Origin of the sequence: Flavobacterium sp. (assembly GCF_043780635.1) — a bacterium.
Classification (GTDB): Bacteria; Bacteroidota; Bacteroidia; order Flavobacteriales; family Flavobacteriaceae; genus Flavobacterium.
Map to the genome: position 1 here is coordinate 15315 of NZ_JAYWCK010000017.1, position 20001 is coordinate 35315.

At 35.7% G+C, this 20001-nt stretch carries 18 protein-coding genes and 2 riboswitches; of the genes, 1 reads left to right on the forward strand and 17 read right to left on the reverse strand.

The features are described 5' to 3' along the window. Window positions 1-48: 48 nt before the first annotated feature. The 17 genes from ACH2BV_RS01320 to ACH2BV_RS01400 form a co-directional block, all read right to left on the reverse strand. Complete coding sequence (locus ACH2BV_RS01320) at window positions 49-504, reverse strand: hypothetical protein (RefSeq protein ID WP_395048719.1); 456 nt, start codon at window positions 502-504, stop codon at window positions 49-51. A 111-nt stretch (window positions 505-615) separates the two neighbouring features. Then, window positions 616-1617, reverse strand: coding sequence for a homocysteine S-methyltransferase family protein (locus ACH2BV_RS01325; protein ID WP_395048720.1), 1002 nt, complete (start codon window positions 1615-1617; stop codon window positions 616-618). A 200-nt stretch (window positions 1618-1817) separates the two neighbouring features. Further along, window positions 1818-1922, reverse strand: a riboswitch (SAM riboswitch). Between the two features lie 68 nt (window positions 1923-1990). Continuing rightward, the gene (locus ACH2BV_RS01330; protein WP_395048722.1) at window positions 1991-2572 is read right to left on the reverse strand and encodes a bifunctional precorrin-2 dehydrogenase/sirohydrochlorin ferrochelatase; all 582 of its coding nucleotides are present in this window, start codon (window positions 2570-2572) and stop codon (window positions 1991-1993) included. Next, window positions 2572-3354: a uroporphyrinogen-III C-methyltransferase gene (cobA, locus tag ACH2BV_RS01335; RefSeq protein WP_395048724.1), complete on the reverse strand. Its 783-nt coding sequence runs from the start codon at window positions 3352-3354 to the stop codon at window positions 2572-2574. The genes ACH2BV_RS01330 and cobA overlap by 1 nt, the downstream gene beginning before the upstream one ends. Continuing rightward, entirely contained in the window at window positions 3347-5437 is a 2091-nt protein-coding gene (locus ACH2BV_RS01340; protein WP_395048725.1) for a nitrite reductase, read from the reverse strand. Before ACH2BV_RS01340 ends, cobA begins: the two co-directional genes overlap by 8 nt. Window positions 5438-5495: 58 nt before the next feature. Next, entirely contained in the window at window positions 5496-6740 is a 1245-nt protein-coding gene (locus tag ACH2BV_RS01345; protein WP_395048727.1) for a sulfate adenylyltransferase subunit 1, read from the reverse strand. 48 nt (window positions 6741-6788) lie between these two features. Further along, window positions 6789-7520, reverse strand: coding sequence for a DUF2490 domain-containing protein (locus tag ACH2BV_RS01350; RefSeq protein ID WP_395048729.1), 732 nt, complete (start codon window positions 7518-7520; stop codon window positions 6789-6791). Window positions 7521-7526: 6 nt separating this feature from the next. After that, window positions 7527-8426 (reverse strand): sulfate adenylyltransferase subunit CysD, encoded by a 900-nt coding sequence (cysD, locus tag ACH2BV_RS01355; RefSeq protein WP_395048731.1) that lies wholly within the window; start codon window positions 8424-8426, stop codon window positions 7527-7529. 81 nt (window positions 8427-8507) lie between these two features. After that, entirely contained in the window at window positions 8508-9209 is a 702-nt protein-coding gene (locus ACH2BV_RS01360; RefSeq protein WP_395048733.1) for a phosphoadenylyl-sulfate reductase, read from the reverse strand. Then, window positions 9209-10120: a sulfite exporter TauE/SafE family protein gene (locus tag ACH2BV_RS01365; protein WP_395048735.1), complete on the reverse strand. Its 912-nt coding sequence runs from the start codon at window positions 10118-10120 to the stop codon at window positions 9209-9211. Before ACH2BV_RS01365 ends, ACH2BV_RS01360 begins: the two co-directional genes overlap by 1 nt. A gap of 111 nt (window positions 10121-10231) precedes the next feature. After that, a complete protein-coding gene (locus ACH2BV_RS01370) occupies window positions 10232-10642 on the reverse strand; it encodes an RrF2 family transcriptional regulator (RefSeq protein WP_395048736.1) in 411 nt (136 codons plus the stop codon). A 20-nt stretch (window positions 10643-10662) separates the two neighbouring features. Continuing rightward, entirely contained in the window at window positions 10663-10929 is a 267-nt protein-coding gene (locus ACH2BV_RS01375) for a hypothetical protein (RefSeq protein ID WP_395048737.1), read from the reverse strand. A 69-nt stretch (window positions 10930-10998) separates the two neighbouring features. Next, window positions 10999-12171, reverse strand: coding sequence for a trans-sulfuration enzyme family protein (locus ACH2BV_RS01380; protein WP_395048738.1), 1173 nt, complete (start codon window positions 12169-12171; stop codon window positions 10999-11001). A 33-nt stretch (window positions 12172-12204) separates the two neighbouring features. After that, window positions 12205-12639: an OsmC family protein gene (locus ACH2BV_RS01385; protein ID WP_395048740.1), complete on the reverse strand. Its 435-nt coding sequence runs from the start codon at window positions 12637-12639 to the stop codon at window positions 12205-12207. 107 nt (window positions 12640-12746) lie between these two features. Next, complete coding sequence (gene thrA / locus ACH2BV_RS01390; RefSeq protein WP_395048742.1) at window positions 12747-16136, reverse strand: bifunctional aspartate kinase/homoserine dehydrogenase I; 3390 nt, start codon at window positions 16134-16136, stop codon at window positions 12747-12749. An 81-nt stretch (window positions 16137-16217) separates the two neighbouring features. After that, window positions 16218-16324, reverse strand: a riboswitch (SAM riboswitch). Window positions 16325-16497: 173 nt separating this feature from the next. Further along, on the reverse strand, window positions 16498-16707 hold the full coding sequence (locus ACH2BV_RS01395) for a hypothetical protein (protein ID WP_395048744.1): 210 nt from the start codon (window positions 16705-16707) through the stop codon (window positions 16498-16500). Between the two features lie 80 nt (window positions 16708-16787). Beyond that, on the reverse strand, window positions 16788-18068 hold the full coding sequence (locus tag ACH2BV_RS01400; protein ID WP_395048746.1) for an O-acetylhomoserine aminocarboxypropyltransferase/cysteine synthase family protein: 1281 nt from the start codon (window positions 18066-18068) through the stop codon (window positions 16788-16790). Between the two features lie 712 nt (window positions 18069-18780). On the opposite strand from ACH2BV_RS01400, the gene metK reads away from it, so the two are divergent. Further along, the coding region (metK, locus tag ACH2BV_RS01405; protein ID WP_395048748.1) for a methionine adenosyltransferase at window positions 18781-20001 on the forward strand (1221 nt) is incomplete at its 3' end.

A 20001-nucleotide genomic window follows, 5' to 3' on the forward strand; every position in this document is an offset into this window, starting at 1 on the left:
TAGCCACAGATTTCACTGATTATCACAGATTTTTTCTGCTAGTATTAACTACATTCCTTTATATTCAATTTGCCAGTTGAGGCTATCTAATTTTTCAAGAGTTATAAAATACTTTTTATTATATATATTTTTTTTAAATATTTCTTTCCAACCATATTTATCAACACTATCTTTTTGCACAATGAATAATCTTGCTTTTTTATCTTCTAATCTATTAAAAAAAGAATCCCAAAATCTAGGTCTATCACCATTTGCAACTATTTGTCCCTTTTTAATTTCCGAAAAAATAAAAGGAGCATCATAATCTCCTCTTTTAGTCTTATCAAAACCATTTTGATATTCATAATAAAATCCTCCATTATTCATATTGTCGTTTTCAGATAAGATGCTAAATATTACCTTGCCAGAATTATTTTTGACAAGTAAATCTCTTGTATCTAATTTATCACAAGAACAAAAATTAAATAAAAGAAAAAGAAAAATAATTTTTTTAACGTTTAACATAATTTCTATGTGCTTAATGGTGGTACAATATTTACATTTTAATCAGACAACACGGATTTGCAATCCGTGCTCATTCAAATAGTCAGACGCGATGAATCGCGTCTCTACGAATTACATCATCACTTCCGAAACCCTCGGTTTATAATCCTTCGCAACCTCAGCAATTAATCGGATGTGATCTGGATTTGTACCACAACAACCACCAATAATATTGATTAAATTTTCGTCTAAATATTCCTTGATTTGCGTTTGCATTTCTTTTGGCGTTTCGTCGTATTGCCCGAAAGCATTTGGCAATCCAGCATTTGGATGCGCCGAAACATTGAAAGACGTATTTTGTGACAATTGTTTCAAATACGGTTTGAGTTGGTGCGCTCCAAGAGCACAATTGAAACCTACACTCAACAACGGAATATGCGAAATCGAAATCAAGAAAGCTTCCACGGTTTGCCCTGAAAGTGTTCTCCCCGAAGCATCAGTAATCGTTCCTGAAACCATTATTGGAATGTCGATTTTGCGGTCGTCTTTGACTTCTTCGATAGCGAAAAGTGCTGCTTTTGCGTTTAAAGTATCGAAAATAGTTTCGACCAATAGCAAATCTACGCCACCATCAAGTAGTGCTTCGACTTGCTGTTTGTAAGCAATGCGCAAATCATCGAAAGTTACGGCTCTATAACCTGGATCGTTTACATCTGGCGACATACTTGCTGTTCTGTTTGTTGGCCCGATGGAACCGGCAACAAAACGGGGTTTTTCTGGATTTTTTGCTGTAAATTCATCGGCTACTTCGCGAGCGATTTTTGCTGATTGAAAGTTTAATTCATAAACAATATCTTCGAGATGATAATCGGCCATACCGATTGTAGTACCTGAAAATGTATTTGTTTCTACAATATCAGCTCCAGCTTCGAAATATTGTGCGTGAATGTCTTTTATTGCTTGTGGTTGCGTTATAGACAATAAATCATTATTCCCTTTTAAGGAATATGGAAAGTCTTTGAAACGTTCTCCTCGGAAATCTTCTTCGGAAAAATTATAGCGTTGCAACATCGTTCCCATTGCTCCGTCGAGAACGAGAATTCGTTTTTTGATTTCTTCTTGAATTTTTGGCATTTTGTTCTTTTAAATTAAAATGTTCATCGCATTTTCTGATTAGCCCTGATGGAAGAGGAAATCCTTTTTTTATACCTGACAGGTTTTAAAAACCTGTCAGGTATAAAAAAGATTGCAACGTACAGCAGGAAATAGCTCCAAAAAAAGCTGCTGTTTCAAAAAATTGTAAATGTTATCGTAAAAAGTGAGAGGATTTCTCGTGGTTATCTTTTCCCGATAATCGGGACAGAATGTAGCACCTTCTTTACAGATAAAGGGTTGCTAAGGTTTCATCGGGTCTTTCCCTCCGCCTTTCGTGATAACAATCAATAAATGTATGAACGCTGCAAAGTAAGTACATAGCGCGATTAATTGCAAGTATTCAAGGTATATTTTATTGTTTTCCCTTTAACGATTGGGTGATTTCGTTCATTTTATCTACTTTTTCCTGAAAATTACCTTTTAGGGTTTTGCGGTATTCGTTCAGATTTTCGACCATTGAATTGATGTCGTCCGGGATTATTTCTTCGAAAAATTCGCGTAATCTTTTGGCTGTAGTTGGGGATTTTCCGTTGGTAGAAATAGCGATTTTCACGTTTCCTTTGGTTACGATTCCTCCTAAATAATAGTCACACAATGGCGGCGTATCGGCGATGTTGCAAATCAAGTATCTTTTTCTGGATAAATCGTACACTCGCTTGTTGACTTTCAAATCATCAGTGCAAGCGATAACCATATGTCGTTTGCGGAGCATCCAGCGATTGAATTTTTTGTAAGTCAGTTTTACCGAAGGATGTTTTTGCGACAGTTCTTCTAATTGGGGAAGAAACTTTGGTGCAACCACCTCAACATTGGCATTTGGACTGGATTTCAACAAGAAAGATAATTTTTCTAAGCCTACATTTCCCCCGCCAACAATGAGAACATTGAGTTGGTTTAGTTTTAAAAATATAGGGTATAGTTCATTCCTTTCCATTATTCTCTTGCGCAAACTTTATTGGAGGCAAATTTTTCATTGAAATTTTTCAACTTGTTGCTTTCTCTTACTACTTCGCCAATTACAATAATCGCCGGAGAACTTAAATTATTGTCTTTTACGACTTGTGAAATAGAATTTATCGTTCCAATTCCTATTTTTTCGTTGGGCATCGTTCCATTTTGGATAATTGCAACCGGAGTTTCGCCTTTGGATTCGTTTTGGAATAATGCCACGATTTGTTCGAGTTTACTCATTCCCATCAAAATCACGACAGTTGCCGATGATTGTGCTGCGAGAGCGACATCTTTGGACAGTTTTCTATCGGAAGTTGTGCCCGTAATAACCCAAAAACTTTCGGAAACCCCTCTTTTTGTCAACGAAATTCCCTGATTTGCAGGAACGGCAATCGATGATGAAATTCCTGGAACAACTGATGTAGGAATCCCGAAACTTTCAATGTACTCGATTTCTTCGCTTCCGCGACCAAAAATAAATGGATCACCACCCTTTAATCGCACGACATTTCCGTAAGTCAGCGCATTGTCAACAATCAATTGATTGATTTGATCTTGTGAATATTCGTGGCAACCTTTTCTTTTTCCAACAAATATCTTGATGGATTTTTTGGGCGCATACGTCAATATTTCTTCGTTTGCCAAAGCATCATACAAAACCACATTGGCATCAGCAAGCGCTTTTGCTCCTTTAATGGTAAGCAAATCCGGATCACCAGGACCAGCGCCTACTAAAGTTACTCTTGGTTTTACAATCTTATTCATTTGCTAAATCTTTGGCTCTGTATAATTCTATTGCTTCGAAAAATGCTGTTGCATCTTGAATATAACTTTTTGCAAAGGCTTCTGAAGGTTCGTTTTGGTTAATTTGGTAAACCAAATCCCTGAATGTTGATTTCAATTCGATTTTGTTTGTCGCCGTAAAAACAGTGTCGAACAAATCGATGATTCCTGCGTGATGATTTGTTTTTTCGTTTTCTGAAAGCAATAACGCTTTGGCACCATTTACAAAACCTGCATACGCTAAATAAATAGCATCTGCCCAATTTTTATCGTCGAAAGCTTCTTGTGCGAAAGTCATTTTGTCTTTAGCTTCGAATATCAATGTGGCAACTAAATCAATTACTACACCGGCGCATTCGCCCACACCAATCGCTTTTACATAATTATCGGCATTTCCCCAATCTATAAAATCAGCTTCGGTTAGATTCGTGATATCAGCGAGTGGTTTTAATAATTCGAAGAAATAATTTTCTCCTTTGGCATCATAATAATCCAAAAATTTAAGTCCATTGGCATTCGCTTCGAAATCATTTAAAAGGAAACGCAAGGCATCTGGACCACGACGACTTGGGATTTTGATTACTTTATCAGAAAATCTTCCTTCACCATTTCCTAAATTTCCTCCGCCTAATAACACCTGAAGTGCCGGAGCAACTAGCTTCCCGGAATTGATTGACATTCCTTGAAAACCAATTTCTGCCATATTGTGTTGTCCACAAGCATTCATACAACCGCTAATTTTTATTGTAATGTCATTGTTATTGTTGTATTGCGGATATTCTGCTGCCAAAACTCTTGCTAGTTCTGTAGCAATTCCTGTGCTGCTCGCAATCCCAAGGTTACAAGTATCTGTTCCTGGACAAGCGGTAATGTCGGCAGTAGAATTATAGCCTAATGAAACGAAATCTAATTTGGCCAATTCTTGATAGAAAAAGGATAAATCTTCTTCCTTTATATGACGAATAAGAATGTCTTGTCTTAGAGAAAAACGCAACTCATTCGCTGCATAATTTTTGATTAAATCGGCTAATAATCTGGCTTTATCCGTGTAGAAATCACCTAATGAAACTTTGATTCCAATGGCTACATATCCGGCTTGTTTTTGTTGAATAACATTCGATTTTTTCCAAGTTTCGAAAGCGGCAACATCTTCGATTACAACTTTTGGAGCCACTAATAAAGGCGCAGCAATTGGAGCATCAAAAGCAGTCGTGTCGATTTCAACGGTTTGGTAAGCCAAGGCTTTTTTCTCTTCTTCGACCAATCGTAAAAATTCGTCTCTTCCCAAATCTTTGATTAAGAATTTCATACGTGCTTTCAAACGTTTATTTCTTTCACCAAAACGATCGAATATTCTTAAAACCCCTTCGGTTGTTGGGATAATTTGGTTTACGGGAATAAATTCTGATAATAATTCGGCGTGGTGTGGCTGTGAACCTAATCCTCCACCAAGCATTACTTTAAATCCTCTTTCACCATTGACAATTTTTGGAATAAACCCTAAATCGTGCAAATAACTCAAAGCGGTATCTTCGTCAGAAGAGGAAAACGAGATTTTAAATTTTCGTCCCATTTCCTGACAAACCGGATTTCTCAAGAAAAAATCGAACATTGCAAACGCATAAGGCGAAACGTCAAAAGGCTCGTCAACATCAATTCCGGCATTTTCGCTAGCTGTAATATTCCTCACGGTATTTCCGCAAGCTTCACGAAGTGTGATGTCACTTTTTTCTAATTCGGCCCAAAGTTCAGGAGTTCTATCCAAACTTACGTAGTGAATCTGGATGTCCTGACGGGTTGTGATATGCAAACGACCTCTAGAATATTCATCTGAAACATCTGAAATTCTATGCAATTGTTCGCTGCTTACTTTTCCAAATGGTAATTTGATCCGAATCATTTGAACGCCTTCCTGACGCTGACCATAAACTCCACGCGCTAAACGTAAGCTACGGAAACGTTCATCGTCAATTTTTCCGTCGCGGAATAAAGCAATTTTTCTCTCTAAATCGATAATGTCTTTTTGTACAATCGGATCTTCTATTTCGGTTCTAAAACTTTGCATAATTTTTTGTTGTTGTGTTATTCTTGGTTGTTTTGTTGAAAATATTAGTAGTTTAAAACTATTTTATAAATCCAACTCCTGCGGTTGTATTCGTTGCGACATCTATCAAGATAAAAGCCCCGTTTGATTTGTTATGATTGTAAGCATCAAAATACAAAGCTTTGCTTAACTTAATATTGACTTCACCAATTTCATTAATACTCAATTGAGTTGCTTCTTTAGTTCCTGAATAATCAGTAGAAATGGTATTTTTCACACTGTCTATTTTTGCCAAAACACGATTTGTGTTATGCTGAACGATGTATTTTGTTCCTGCAACCAGCTTTTTGCTGTCCATCCAACAAATTGTAGTGTTGATGTCTTTCTCTATTCTTGGAAGTTCTCCTGATTTTACAATCATATCTCCGCGAGTCACGTTGATATCATTTTCCAATTCTAAAACTATTGAAGAACCCGCCGTGGCTTCGTCAAATTGTTTGTCGAAAAAGTGAATTTTCGAAACTTTAGATTCGGTCAAAGAAGGAAGCACGGTTACGGCATCGCCAACTTTGATATTATTTCCATATAATTTTCCGGCATAACCTCTAAAATCGTGGTAATCTTCTGTTTTTGGTCTTATCACCGTTTGAACTGGGAAACGAACTTCTCCTTTTTCGAAAACATCTGTTGGCTCTAAAGCTTCCAAATGTTGTAGGATTGTTTGTCCAGAATACCAAGGCATTTTTCCTAATGTTTCCACCACATTATCTCCCGTCAAAGCACTTAACGGAATGTAACTTACCACTTGTTCTTTGAACGTACTTTTTGCATTTAATGCTTGAAAATCGGCTTTGATTTTGTTGTACACTTCTTCCGAATAATCAACCAAATCCATTTTGTTTACCGCAACAATCACTTCTTTGACACGCAATAAATTATTGATAAAAAAGTGACGGTAGGTTTGCTCAATAACTCCTTTTCGAGCATCAATCAAAATGATGGAAACTTGCGAAGTAGAAGCACCGGTAACCATATTTCTCGTATATTCTACGTGACCAGGCGTATCGGCAATGATGTAACTTTTCTTGGCTGTGGAAAAATAAATGTGCGCAACATCAATCGTAATTCCTTGTTCTCTTTCGGCAACCAAACCATCGGTAGCCAATGAAAAATCAAGATAATCATATCCTTTTTGCTTGCTGCTTCTTTCTATTGCTTCAATTTTATCGGTTGTCAGCGATTTTGTGTCGTACAATAATCTCCCGATTAATGTGCTCTTTCCGTCATCTACACTTCCTGCTGTTGCTATTTTTAAAACTTCCATTTTATTTATGTTTATTGTTGATGGTTTTTGTATCTAAAACCACCTTTTTTATAATTTTAATTTGTGATAAATACTAAATCTAATTATGTTTCTATCGTAATAATCTACTCCTGATGCTCGTTGTTGAAAACTATTCATATACCCTAATTCTACTGCTAAAGATGAATTAATTCCATATTGTAGCCCCGCATATATTCTATTCTGGTCAAACGTATTGTTAACTACTTTTTTTCCTGCGTTAATCATTAATTCATCGGAAACGATGGCTTTTAAATATTGTTTTTCTTTTTTCCAAAAGGCATAATCCCCTTGAATTCGGTATCTAAATCTCCAAAAAAAAGTAGAACCACTTGTTAATCCTTCCTTGTCAAAATTTTGAAAAAACCGTTCCTCTATTTGGAATCTTTGATTCAGGTTTATTTTACCCAAATTTTGTTTCAGTGTCGCGTCCTGTTGTATTCTGTATTCTGGCTTGTTAAATCCTGAATCAATGTCTGGTTTTTGAGTTGCAACATTAAAATAGGCAAAACCTGAACCCAACTCAACTTGCTCAGAAATTTTATATCTTCCTTGAACCCTAATGACAAACAAATTTTGTACAATCGGATTTATAAAAACCCTATTATCAAACTCGGAATGAATAGACCATTTATCATTTATTTGTAATTGATTGTAATAACGTGTCCAAAGCAAATTTTGATGATCAATATTTTTTTTAGTTTGAGCTGAAACAATTGAACTTGTTAAAATAAAAAAAAGAAATGCTTTTATAAAATTCATCTTTTCCTAAAAATAGCCTTGTTGTTTTCTTTTTTCCATTGCTGCTTCCGAACGTTTATCATCTATTCTGGCGCCTCTTTCGGAAATTGTCGAAGTTCTGATTTCGCCAACAACTTCTGCAATTGTTGCAGCATACGATTCAACAGCAGCAGTACAACTCATATCGCCAACAGTTCTAAAACGCACGATTCTTTCTTCGCTTTCTTCATCTTCTTCTTGGTAAACAAATGGTGAATGCGACCAAATTAACCCGTCACGCAAGAACGTTTTACGTTTGTGCGAAAAGTAAATTGATGGAATTTCGATTTCTTCTTGTTCGATGTAACTCCAAACGTCTAATTCTGTCCAGTTTGAAATTGGGAAAACACGAACGTTTTGACCATTTTCAATTTTTCCATTCAATAAATCAAATAATTCCGGGCGTTGATTTTTTTCGTCCCATTGTCCAAAGTCATCACGAACCGAAAAAATACGTTCTTTGGCTCTTGCTTTTTCTTCGTCACGACGGGCGCCGCCAATGCAAGCATCAAATTTAAATTCTTCGATTGCATCCAAAAGTGTGGTTGTTTGCAACATATTTCGGCTTGAATAACGGCCTGATTCTTCAATTACTTTTCCTTCATCGATTGAATCCTGAACATTACGAACAATTAATTCCAACCCTAATTCAGCAACTAATCTGTCTCTGAATTCGATAGTTTCAGGGAAATTGTGTCCTGTGTCAACGTGTAACAATGGAAACGGAATTTTTGCAGGAAAGAAAGCTTTTTGTGCCAAACGCACCAATGTAATTGAATCTTTTCCGCCTGAGAAAAGCAAAACCGGTTTGTCAAATTGAGAAATTACTTCTCTAAAAATGTAAATCGCTTCGCTTTCTAAAGCATTTGTTTTTAATATGGAACTCATTGTATTTATTTAAAGATTTAAATGATTGAAAAATTTAAAGATTCCAACAATCATTTATAATTTATAATTCATAATTTAAAATTACTTCTGGTGCAGGCCGCATTCTTTATGACTGGATTCCCACCACCATCTTCCGTCTCTAATATCTTCGCCAGCTGTTATTGCTCTGGTACAAGGCGCACATCCAATGCTTACAAATCCTTGTTTATGAAGCGCATTTTGCGGCACGTTATTTTTATCCAAATAGTCTTCGACTTCCTTCAAAGTCCATTTTAGTAATGGATTGAATTTTATGATGTCAAAATGGGCATCATATTCAAAAAGTGCCAAGTCATTTCTGTTTTCGGATTGTTCGGCTCTTAAACCTGTAATCCAAATGGCATTTCCTTTCAAAGCTTTTGTCAATGGCGCTACTTTTCGAATGAAACAACATTCTTTTCGATTGTCAACTGAATCGTAGAAACTGTTTGGTCCTTTTTCTTCCAATAATTTCTCCACTACCGAAGCCTCTGGGAAATAGACCTTTATTTCCTTTTTATACTTTTTTAATGTCTTGTGAAAAACATCGTAGGTTTCCTGAAATAATCGACCTGTGTCTAAAGTAAAAATAGTAATCGGCAAATCATTTTTGGCGATTAAAGCCGTAATCACTTGGTCTTCCTGTCCGAAAGAAGTCGAAAACACCACTTTTCCTTTGTATTCATTGGCCAAAAAAGCCAAAGTTTCCTCGATGGAAAATCCTTTGGTTTTTTCTGATAACGTATTTGCAATTGTTGCGCTCATTATAATAATTTTGATAATGTTCTTAAACTCAAAATGATAATCAAGATTCCTACTGCAATCATCATTGGTTTTCTTTGGATTCTATTGACCAATTTTGCCGCAATTGGCGCAGCGATAACACCTCCCAAAATTAACCCAATAATTACTTGCCATCCTTGTATTCCTCCAAAAATCATAAATGTCACACCACTTGCAAATGAAACCGCGAATTCAGCAGCATTCACCGAACCGATGGTATATCGAGGATGTCTTCCGCGTCCGAGCAATGTTGAAGTCACAATTGGCCCCCAACCTCCGCCACCAACTGCGTCCATAAAACCTCCAAAAGAAGCTAAAAACCCAAGGTGTTTCGTTTTCTTTTTTATGATATTACTTTGTAATGCTTTTCTAATAATTATAATTGCCAAAACAATCATATATACAGCAATAAATGGCTTGATTACATCTCCATCAATTACATCTGAAAGTAAATATGCTCCAGTAATTGAACCTAAAACTCCCGGAATCAAAAGATGTCTTACCAATTTTTTGTTTATGTTTCCAAATCTATGATGAGAAATCGCTGAAGCTCCTGTAGTAAACATTTCCGCAACGTGAACTCCGGTACTGCTTACTGTCGGAGGAACTCCATAAGCTAATAAAAACGAAGTGGAAGTGGCGCCATAACCCATTCCTAATGTTCCGTCAACCATTTGAGCAAAAATTCCGATTGCGAAAAAGATTAAAAATTCCTGGTTAAATCCCGCCAAAAAACCATTCCACGTAAAATCTGCGTAATGATTAAAAATTAAAACTGTCAACAATACTACAAGTAAAAACACTGGAAGAATAATCCAAAGTTGCTTAGCAAAAGAACTATTTTGCATTACACCCACAGAATCATTAAAATTTTTAACGAATTTCTTAATCATAATTTTATTGTTTTGTATTCGTAAATCTATTACCCTATCGGAAAAGTAGATTAATTTGCAAAAATAGTACTTTTTTGGGAACTACAAAACTTTATTCGAAAAATTTGAGAATTAAAATGCAATATCGGCGAGGGAGTTGTTTTCCAATATCATTAAAGTGTTGTCACGAACCTCCATCATTAATTTACGTACTGCACAAGCTTCTTCGTCTGTGCAATCGTCGCATTTTTCATAGAAGTTTTTGCTGGCGCAAGGCAATAAGGCAATGGGTCCTTCGAGAATGCGATAAACTTTTGCCATATTAATGTCTTTGGGGTCTTTGATAAGATAATAGCCTCCGCCTTTTCCTTTTTTGGCACCGAGAAAACCGGAATGACGCAAGAGCAACAAAATACTTTCGAGAAACTTTATTGAAATATGTTCTGACTTAGCAATTTCGGCAATTTGCACAGGAGTTTGATCTTCTCGGCGAGCCAAGAAAGTCAGAGCTTTTATTCCGTATTTTGTTTTTTTTGAGAGCATTTTTTGATGTTTGATTTTAGTCAAATATATGAGTTTTCTGGAGCATTGTTTTCTTTTAGATAAATTCCCCAAACGCAATTTGAAAATTCTCCTGCGGCGAATAAAATATCAACATTATCATTATGTATTTTATAAACATCAAAGCTATAAAACTTGCTATAAATTGGATCTTTTATCTTAATTTTTTCACCTGTTTCTTCCCATTTAAAATCCCAAATGTTAATTCCGTTGATTTTATATTCTTCACCATCACTAACTGTCTTTTCAAATCTCCAAACTGTTTTCATAATTATGTAAGATAGAACCCAAATCTACAACATTCTAAAATCAAAAATCGTTAATCATCAATCAAAAATCTATTGAAGCGCCTGCTCTAAATCAGCAATAACATCTTTCACGGTTTCCAATCCTACGGAAACTCGCACCAAACCATTTGTAATGCTTACTGCCAGACGTTCTTCGACAGATAGTTTGCTATGAGTTGTTGATGCTGGATGTGTTACAATGGTTCTGGTATCTCCTAAATTAGGCGACAGCGAACACAATTTTATTTTATCTAAAAAGTTTCTACCCGCTTCAAGACCTCCTTTAATTTCAAAAGCTACAATATTGCCGCCTAACTTCATTTGTTTTCGGGCAATTTCATATTGAGGATGTGATTTCAAGAACGGATATTTCACCTTATTTACCATTGGATGCTGTTCTAAAAACTCGGCTACTTTCAAGGCATTTTCACAATGTCTGTCTAAACGAATCGCCAAAGTTTCTAAACTTTTCGACAATACCCAAGCATTAAATGGTGATAATGAAGGCCCTGTAAGTCGAGAAAATAAATAGATTTTTTGAATTAATTCGGCATCACCAACAGTGATTCCGCCCAAAACTCTACCTTGACCATCCATTAATTTTGTAGCAGAATGGATAACCAAATCGGCTCCCCATTTTATAGGTTGTTGTAAATATGGCGTTGCAAAACAGTTGTCAATAATTAATATAAGATTGAGCTTTTTGGCAATAGTACCAAGTAATTCCAAATCGATAATATCTACCGCTGGATTTGTTGGTGATTCGGCAAAAAGAATCTTGGTGTTTGGCTTGATACAACTTTCAATAGTTTCCGGTTTATTAATATCAAAATAGGTAGTTTCTATTCCCCATTTCGGAAAATAATTGATAAACAAAGAGTGTGTCGCGCCAAAAACACTACTTGCTGAAACAATATGATCACCCGAATTTAATAATGCTGCCAATGTAGAATAGACTGCAGCCATTCCAGAGGCAAATGCAAAACCAGCCGCTGCTCCTTCCATTTGGCAAACTTTATCCACAAACTCGTTGGTGTTTGGATTGCTGTATCGGCTATAAATATTGCGCTCTTTCTCTTCGGCAAATGAGGCACGCATATCTTCGGCATCTTCAAAGACAAAACTAGAAGTTAAGTACAATGGTACCGAGTGTTCCAGATATTGAGTGCGTTCTAATTGGGTGCGTATGGCTTGGGTTTCAAAACCAAATTCTTGTTCGTTCATTCTATTTTTGTTTAAAGTTTAAGGATGATGAATTTAGATTTTAGCTAATTCCACTCCGTTTAAAACTACTTTATAGTGTATGGTTGCCGTTGGTTCCAATGTCTTGGTAACTGAGCAATATTTTTCGAAAGAAAGTTGGGCAGCTCTTTCTGCTTTATCTTCTTTTATATTTCCTTCCAGATAAAAAACTACGTAAATATCTTTGAATGGTTTTGCTTCACCAACTTGCACGCGTTCCCCTTCGACCTCAGCTTTGAAAGAAGTGATTTCCTGGCGTTGCTTTTTTAGAATCGAAATCATGTCGATTCCGCTGCAACTTGCAACACCCATTAGTATTAATTCCATTGGGCTTGCACCCATATTATTACCTCCAAAATCAGGTCTCGCATCTACATTTACGATGTGTCCACGATCATTTTTTAATTGAAAGTGGAAATTTTCGTTTACTCTGTTTAATGTTATTTTCATTTTTTCTATTTATGGAACGCAGATGAAACAGATTTTCAAACGCGGATTCAACGAATTTTTTATTTTATTTTTATTACTGAACACTTAAAACTGAACACTGAATACTCTTACCCTTTCTCCGACAATCTCAAAATATCGCCAAAAACGCCTCTCGCTGTAACTGCCGATCCTGCACCAGCACCTTGAATTACGATGGGTCTGTCGCCATACGATTCCGTGTAAATTTCGAAAAAGGAATCAGAACCTTTTAATCCGCCTAAAGCAGTATCCGAAGGTACGGAAACTAATTTTACTTCGAGGTTTCCTTTGTCATTTTGTAAATCTCCCGACAATTCGCCAATGTATCTCAAGACATGATTGGGTTGTTGTTCTTCTTTTATTTTGGCGTAAATTGGGTCAAATTCTCTTAATTTGGTCAAAAATTCCGATGCGCTTCCTTCTCTTAAATGTTCCGGAATCAGGTTTTGAATGTCGATTTCTTCAAATTCGTTTTGCAAGTCCAATTCTCTTGCCAAAATTAATAATTTTCTACCCACATCGTTCCCGCATAAATCTTCTCTTGGATCTGGTTCTGTATAACCGTTAGCGATGGCTTCTTTTAGAATTTCGCTAAAAGGAACATCTTTCGCTGAGAAATTATTGAATAAATAACTCAATGTTCCAGAGAAAACTCCTTTGATTTTGGTGATATTCTCACCTGAAAGATGCAATAATTTTATGGTATCAATCAATGGTAAACCTGCACCAACATTGGTTTCATACAAATAATTTTTTTGATTATCGGCCAATACTTTTCGCAAGTCTTTATAAAATTTATAGCTCAATGTATTCGCCACTTTATTGGAAGAAATCAAGTCGAAACTGCTTTCGGCTAATTTCACATAATTTTCGACAAATGTAGCGCTTGCAGTGTTGTCAACAGCAATTAGATTTTCAAGATTGTTTTCAATGGCGTATTCAATAACATCGTCAATTGTATAAGAAAATCCGTTGTTTTGAATTTCGTTTTTCCAGTTTTGTGACACACCATTTTTGTTCAAAAGCACATTTTTAGAATTAGCAATCGCAAAAATATTCAACTTGATGTCTTTTCGTTTTTCGATTGTTGCTGCCGATTCCAAAATCTGGTTAATCAAAGTTCCGCCCACCAATCCGTGACCAAAAATGGCAATGTTTATTTTCTTTGAAACTCCAAAAATTTCGCCGTGAATTACGTTTAATGCTTTATGAAGTTGTGATTTTTTAACCACCAAACTCACGTTTTTTCCCGTTACCGTATTGTTGAAAAGAATTGGGATGACTTTGTTTTTTATTAAAGCGGTGTAGGGTTTATGAAAAGTGCTCAAATCCTGACCAATAATCGAAATCACCGAAACATCATCCGTAATCGAAATCTTATTGACGTCTTTCGAATAGAAATCATTCTCGAATTCTTTTTCGAGTTCAATCATTGCTTTTGTCGCTTTATCAGCGGCTACCACAAGCCCAATTCCCCGTTCGGATGAACCTTGAGAAATGATGCTCACGCTAATATTATTGTCACCCATTACTCTAAAAATTCGGGCATCAACGCCAGTTTTTCCTAGCAAGCCTCTTCCTTCGAGGTTTACCAAAGATACATTTTCGAGAACCGAAAGTGTTTTTATTCCTTCTTTATTTGATTTTGAAGTGATTAAAGTTCCCTGGTTTTCATAGTTGAAGGTATTCAAAATTCGCAAAGGAATATTTCTTTCCAATAGAGGAATAATCGTTTTGGCGTGCAAAATGGTTGCTCCAAAATTGGCTATTTCATTCGCTTCATTAAAAGACAGACGATCAATCTTTTTGGCATCAGGAACTAAATCCGGGTTAGCGGTATAAATTCCGTCAACGTGTGTGTAATTTTGCAATTCTTCGGCATCGAGAAAATTAGCAATCAAAGAAGCCGAATAATTACTGCCATTTCTGCCTAAAGTGGTCGTTTCGTGATTTGCATTCGAACCAATAAAACCTGTGATAATAATGACTTTATCTGTATTTTTCTTGAAATAGTCAACTACATTTTTCTTTGAAATTTGTTCCAAAGGTTGAGCATCACCAAACTTGGAATCGGTTTTTAGCAAATCACGCGAATCGGCGAATTGTGCATTGATTCCTTTTTCATTTAAAAGAGAAGTTATTGTCTTGGCTGAAATCACTTCGCCTTGTGACAAAACCTGATCCTTAATTTTCTCGCTATAATCTCCAATCAAACTTATGCCTTCAAAAAGCTTGTCTAAAATTGCAAATTCTTGCGACAAATCAATATTCGTGAAACCGTTTTGTTGGTAGCTTTTGAAACTTTCAAGTAAGGGTTTGTAATTACCGTTTTTGGCAGCAATCGTCAAAATATCTCCCAATTCATCGGTTGCATTTCCTCTTGCAGAAACAACTACAGCAATGTTTTCGTCTTTGCGTTTTTTGTCGATTATAATATCTAAAACTTTATTTATTCCTTCTCCGTTGGCTAATGATTTTCCACCAAATTTTAATATTTTCATTTTGTCTTTTTTATTTTTAAAAACAACATCGAGCAAATTGCCTAGTTGATCGTATTCCATTAAAAACGCATCGTGTCCGTGTTGCGAATCAATTTCACTATAGAATACATTGTTCTTGAATTTCTTTATTTCGTGATACGTTTCGCGGTTTTCATTCGCCGTAAAAAACAAATCCGAGTTGATTCCGATAATATAAATGTTGGCATCCACTTCGGAAATAATTTTTTCCAATGAAGTTCTGCCTCTGGTAATATCGATGGTTTTCAGCAACTGATTCATCATTTTGTAAGCCGAAAGCTGAAATCTTTTTTGCAATTTTTCTCCGTGATGATTCAGCCAACTTTCCACTTGAAACGATTCTGAAGATTCGGTAGAATTTCGTTGAAATTTTTCTTTGAAAGATTCGGGTGTTCGATAGCACATCATTGCGTGAATGCGGGCATCTTCGATTGGATGAGACGAATTATTTAATATTTTCTCTTGCAAATAACAATTTGCAATCAACCAGTCTGTCGATTTCCAATCGGTAGCAATAGGAATAAAATTATGCGTTAATTTTGGTTCCAAAGCCACCATTTCCCAAGCAATTCCGCCACCAACAGAACCGCCAATAATGGCAAATAATTCTTTTATTTTTAAAAACCGAAGGCCTTCCAAGAAAAGTCTGGCGATGTCTCTGGTATTAAAATCCAAATATTTCTCTATAATATTTCTATCGAAACCATTTCCGGGAACATTGAAAGCCAGTATTGTGTATTTGCGAATATCGATTGTTTTATCAATGCCAATCAAATCATTCCACCAGCCATTTTTGCCAACTACTTGGGAATTTCCCGTCAAGGCGTGATTTACCAATACAATAGGTGCGGTATTTAAAGCTGGTCCAAAAATCTGAAAACTTAAGTTTAAGGATGCATAAAATGCGCCACTTTCAGTGGTGAAATTTTGAATGATAATTGTTGTTGGTTTATTTTCCAATTTTCAAATCTTTTATGATTTTTTGATTTGTGTCTGGAAATATTAGAAAGAAAGCTAGAAGTAAACTAGAAGAATTCTTGTAAGTTATCTTTTCCCGATTTATCGGGATAGAATGTAGCACCTTCTTCGTTTTCAAAGGGTTGCTAAGCTTTCATCGGGTCTATTCCCTCGAGCTTTCTTTATAACATTTCAATACGTTTGTGAACTTAAAGGCACAAATTAAATACAATTTTTTTTAACAACCAAATTTAACACAAGTTGGTTTTTACATTTAAAATTAAAACCAGCATTGGAAAGAGCCTGCAAACAGACTCCTGCCATTGCTTATTTTAAAATTCAATTACTTTTTATCCTATTATTTTTAGATAAACAGCGTTTCATTTTCTTCAGAATACATTTGATGAAACAAAGTATTTGGAACTTTGCCTGAAGCCGAAGTTTGTTTTAAATTAATACCAATTTTGGCATGTGTGAATTCAAAGTCCTCTTTATCCGTTGTATTTGCTTTTGTACTTATGTTCAAACTTTTGAAAAACGGAATTACTTTTGAAATATATTTTAGAATTTTCATAATGTTATATTTTTAGATGTTTTACTTTTTATTTTAAAACATATTGAATTCAGTTTTCCTAAGTTCAAATATGTTACTTTTTATACTTTTAAATTTTCGAAAACAGCCTTTAAATCGGCTTTTAAATCTTCTATGTCTTCTAACCCGACCGAGAGTCTGATTAAATCCTTGGTTACCCCTGTTGCGACTTGTTCTGCATCTGACAACTGCTGATGTGTTGTACTTGCTGGATGGATAATCAAAGATTTTGTGTCACCAATATTGGCCAAAAGCGAAAACAACTTCGTTTCATCGGCCACCTTCTTGGCGGCTTCAAAACCTCCTTTAAGGCCGAAAGTTAGCAATCCGTTTTGTCCTTTAGGTAAATACTGTGTTGCTAAATCGTAATATTTACTCGATTTTAATCCTGGATAATTGACCCAGGCGACTTGATCTTGACTTTCTAGCCATTGCGCCAAAGCCAATCCGTTTTCACTGTGCTTCTGGATGCGAATCGGTAAAGTTTCGAGTCCCTGAATAATTTGAAAAGCATTAAACGGACTCAAAGCTGCACCAAAATCCCGTAATCCTTCTATTCGGACTTTGGCAATAAAAGCCGCATTTCCTAGTGCTTCGTGATACACTAATCCGTGATAACTTTCCGAAGGTTCGGTAAATTCAGGAAATCTTCCGCTACTCCAATCGAATGTTCCTGCATCAATAACAGCTCCACCAAGCGAAGTTCCGTTTCCTGCAATATATTTAGTCAAGGAATGAATTACAATATTGGCGCCGTGTTCAATTGGGTTTAGCAAATATGGCGAGGGAACCGTGTTGTCAACAATGAATGGCACTTTAAACGCTTTAGCTTCCGCCGAAATCGCTTTCAAATCCAAAACATCTAATTTTGGGTTTCCTAAACTTTCTGCAAAGAATACTTTGGTGTTTTCATTAGCTGCTTTGGTAAAATTGGTTGCATCTGATGGATCTACAAACGTAGTTGTGATTCCCAGTCTTGGCAAGGTTGCTTTCAACAAATTATAGGTTCCACCATATAAACTATTTGAAGCCACGATATGATCTCCCGTCTTCAGTAAAACCAATAATGATGTAGCAATTGCGGCCGTTCCTGATGCAGTAACAACTGCGGCGATTCCGCCTTCGAGAGCTGCCAATCGTTGTTCCAGAATATCATTCGTTGGATTATTTAATCGGGTATATATAAATCCTGCTTCTGCAAGACCAAACAAATTGGCAGCGTGATCCGAATTATTGAACACATAAGAACTGGTTTGATAAATTGGAACGGCTCTGGTTCCTGCTGTTTTAGTAACGTCGTGACCTGCATGCAATGCGTTTGTTGCGAATTTTGGAGTACTCATAATTTTAATTTTTTATTGATTTTAGATTTATTTATTTTGATTATTAAATTTTAAAATATCCCGATGCTTTGGGACAGAAAAAACAAAAACCCTTTTAGAAATGCATCCAAAAGGGTTTTAAGTTATGTTATAAACTTATACTTTCGGAATCAACAGACATAAATGCACATCATCATAGTGGCACAAATCATTGATTTGACGTTGCGCGAATTCATCTGTTTTTGTTTTAAGTTGTACATGTTTTGTATAATTTGTGTTTGTTATAATTCAAAAAAAAAGCCTCCCGTTTTGTGGGAGGCTTTTGCTATATAATTTTGATTTAAAATTTAAGCAATGAACGACCCACAGGATTTTTCCTGCATGGCTTTAGAAATATTGCAAACGTTTAAATTCATTTTGTTTATTTTGATGTGGCAAAAGTGCAAACTATTATTTACATATCCAAATAATTTAAAAAAAATAACATTTAAGTATATTAGTGTTAAATAACAGATTGATCATTCAAATGACTATTCTGTTATTTAACTTCAAAAAAAAAGTTAAGAAAAATTTTCAATTCAAAATGGTTTCATACATTTGCAAACGAAAATCAAGAGGAAAAATTTGAACTGATTGCAACCTCGTTAAAAAAATGCTAAAGCAGACATTCTTCTTTAGTTTTATAGCTGCAATCCCGACATTTTCCGCAAATTAATTTAAAATAATTTTTATTATGGCTTATTTATTTACGTCAGAGTCAGTGAGTGAAGGACATCCGGACAAAGTTGCTGATCAAATTTCAGACGCATTAATTGATAATTTCTTGGCATTTGACCCTGAGTCAAAAGTAGCTTGCGAAACATTAGTAACAACTGGTTTGGTAGTTTTAGCGGGAGAAGTAAAATCTGAAACTTATTTAGATGTTCAAACTATTGCGAGAGATGTCATTAAGAAAATTGGTTACACCAAGAGTGAATATATGTTTGAAGCCAATTCTTGTGGGGTTCTTTCTGCTATTCACGAGCAATCTGCCGACATCAACCAAGGAGTTGACAGAGCAAGCAAAGAAGAACAAGGAGCGGGTGACCAAGGAATGATGTTTGGTTATGCCACAAATGAGACTGAAAATTATATGCCTTTGGCTTTAGATTTATCTCATGCTTTGTTAATTGAATTAGCAAATTTAAGAAGAGAAAATAACGAAATAAAATATTTACGTCCGGATGCGAAATCTCAGGTAACTTTAGAGTATTCTGATGATAACAAACCGGTTCGGATTGATGCAATCGTAATTTCTACGCAGCATGACGATTTTGCTCCCGAAGCTGAAATGTTAGCCAAAATCAAAAGCGATTTAGTATCGATTTTAATTCCTAGAATTAAAGTAAAATATCCTCAATATACTCATTTGTTTAATGATAATATTACCTATCACATTAACCCAACCGGAAAATTCGTAATTGGTGGGCCACACGGTGATACAGGTTTGACAGGAAGAAAAATTATTGTTGATACCTATGGTGGAAAAGGTGCTCACGGTGGTGGAGCTTTCTCTGGAAAAGACCCAAGTAAAGTGGATCGTTCTGCTGCGTATGCAACGCGTCATATTGCTAAAAACTTAGTAGCTGCGGGATTGTGTGAGGAAGTTTTGGTGCAGGTTTCGTATGCGATTGGTGTGGCAAAACCAACATCGATCAATGTGGTAACTTATGGTACTTCAAAAGTGAATTTGACCGATGGAGAAATCAGCAATAAAGTGGAAGCTATTTTTGATATGCGTCCATACTTTATTGAGCAACGTTTGAAATTGAGAAATCCAATTTATAGCGAAACTGCCGCTTATGGCCATATGGGACGTAAACCAGAAACGGTTACCAAAACGTTTACCTTGCCAAATGGAGCTCCAAAAACAGTTACAGTTGAATTATTTACTTGGGAGAAATTAGACTTCGTA

Coding starts and splice junctions, on each gene's coding strand:
- ACH2BV_RS01360 (WP_395048733.1), bottom strand. CDS start 9,209: ATGAGCGCAACAATTGCAAATACGTTATCAGAAAAAACCAAAGGATTT.
- ACH2BV_RS01320 (WP_395048719.1), bottom strand. CDS start 504: ATGTTAAACGTTAAAAAAATTATTTTTCTTTTTCTTTTATTTAATTTT.
- ACH2BV_RS01340 (WP_395048725.1), bottom strand. CDS start 5,437: ATGCAAAGTTTTAGAACCGAAATAGAAGATCCGATTGTACAAAAAGAC.
- ACH2BV_RS01375 (WP_395048737.1), bottom strand. CDS start 10,929: ATGAAAACAGTTTGGAGATTTGAAAAGACAGTTAGTGATGGTGAAGAA.
- ACH2BV_RS01395 (WP_395048744.1), bottom strand. CDS start 16,707: ATGAAAATTCTAAAATATATTTCAAAAGTAATTCCGTTTTTCAAAAGT.
- ACH2BV_RS01370 (WP_395048736.1), bottom strand. CDS start 10,642: ATGCTCTCAAAAAAAACAAAATACGGAATAAAAGCTCTGACTTTCTTG.
- ACH2BV_RS01400 (WP_395048746.1), bottom strand. CDS start 18,068: ATGAGTACTCCAAAATTCGCAACAAACGCATTGCATGCAGGTCACGAC.
- ACH2BV_RS01325 (WP_395048720.1), bottom strand. CDS start 1,617: ATGCCAAAAATTCAAGAAGAAATCAAAAAACGAATTCTCGTTCTCGAC.
- ACH2BV_RS01365 (WP_395048735.1), bottom strand. CDS start 10,120: ATGATTAAGAAATTCGTTAAAAATTTTAATGATTCTGTGGGTGTAATG.
- cobA (WP_395048724.1), bottom strand. CDS start 3,354: ATGAATAAGATTGTAAAACCAAGAGTAACTTTAGTAGGCGCTGGTCCT.
- ACH2BV_RS01350 (WP_395048729.1), bottom strand. CDS start 7,520: ATGAATTTTATAAAAGCATTTCTTTTTTTTATTTTAACAAGTTCAATT.
- ACH2BV_RS01345 (WP_395048727.1), bottom strand. CDS start 6,740: ATGGAAGTTTTAAAAATAGCAACAGCAGGAAGTGTAGATGACGGAAAG.
- ACH2BV_RS01330 (WP_395048722.1), bottom strand. CDS start 2,572: ATGGAAAGGAATGAACTATACCCTATATTTTTAAAACTAAACCAACTC.
- ACH2BV_RS01380 (WP_395048738.1), bottom strand. CDS start 12,171: ATGAACGAACAAGAATTTGGTTTTGAAACCCAAGCCATACGCACCCAA.
- cysD (WP_395048731.1), bottom strand. CDS start 8,426: ATGAGTTCCATATTAAAAACAAATGCTTTAGAAAGCGAAGCGATTTAC.
- ACH2BV_RS01385 (WP_395048740.1), bottom strand. CDS start 12,639: ATGAAAATAACATTAAACAGAGTAAACGAAAATTTCCACTTTCAATTA.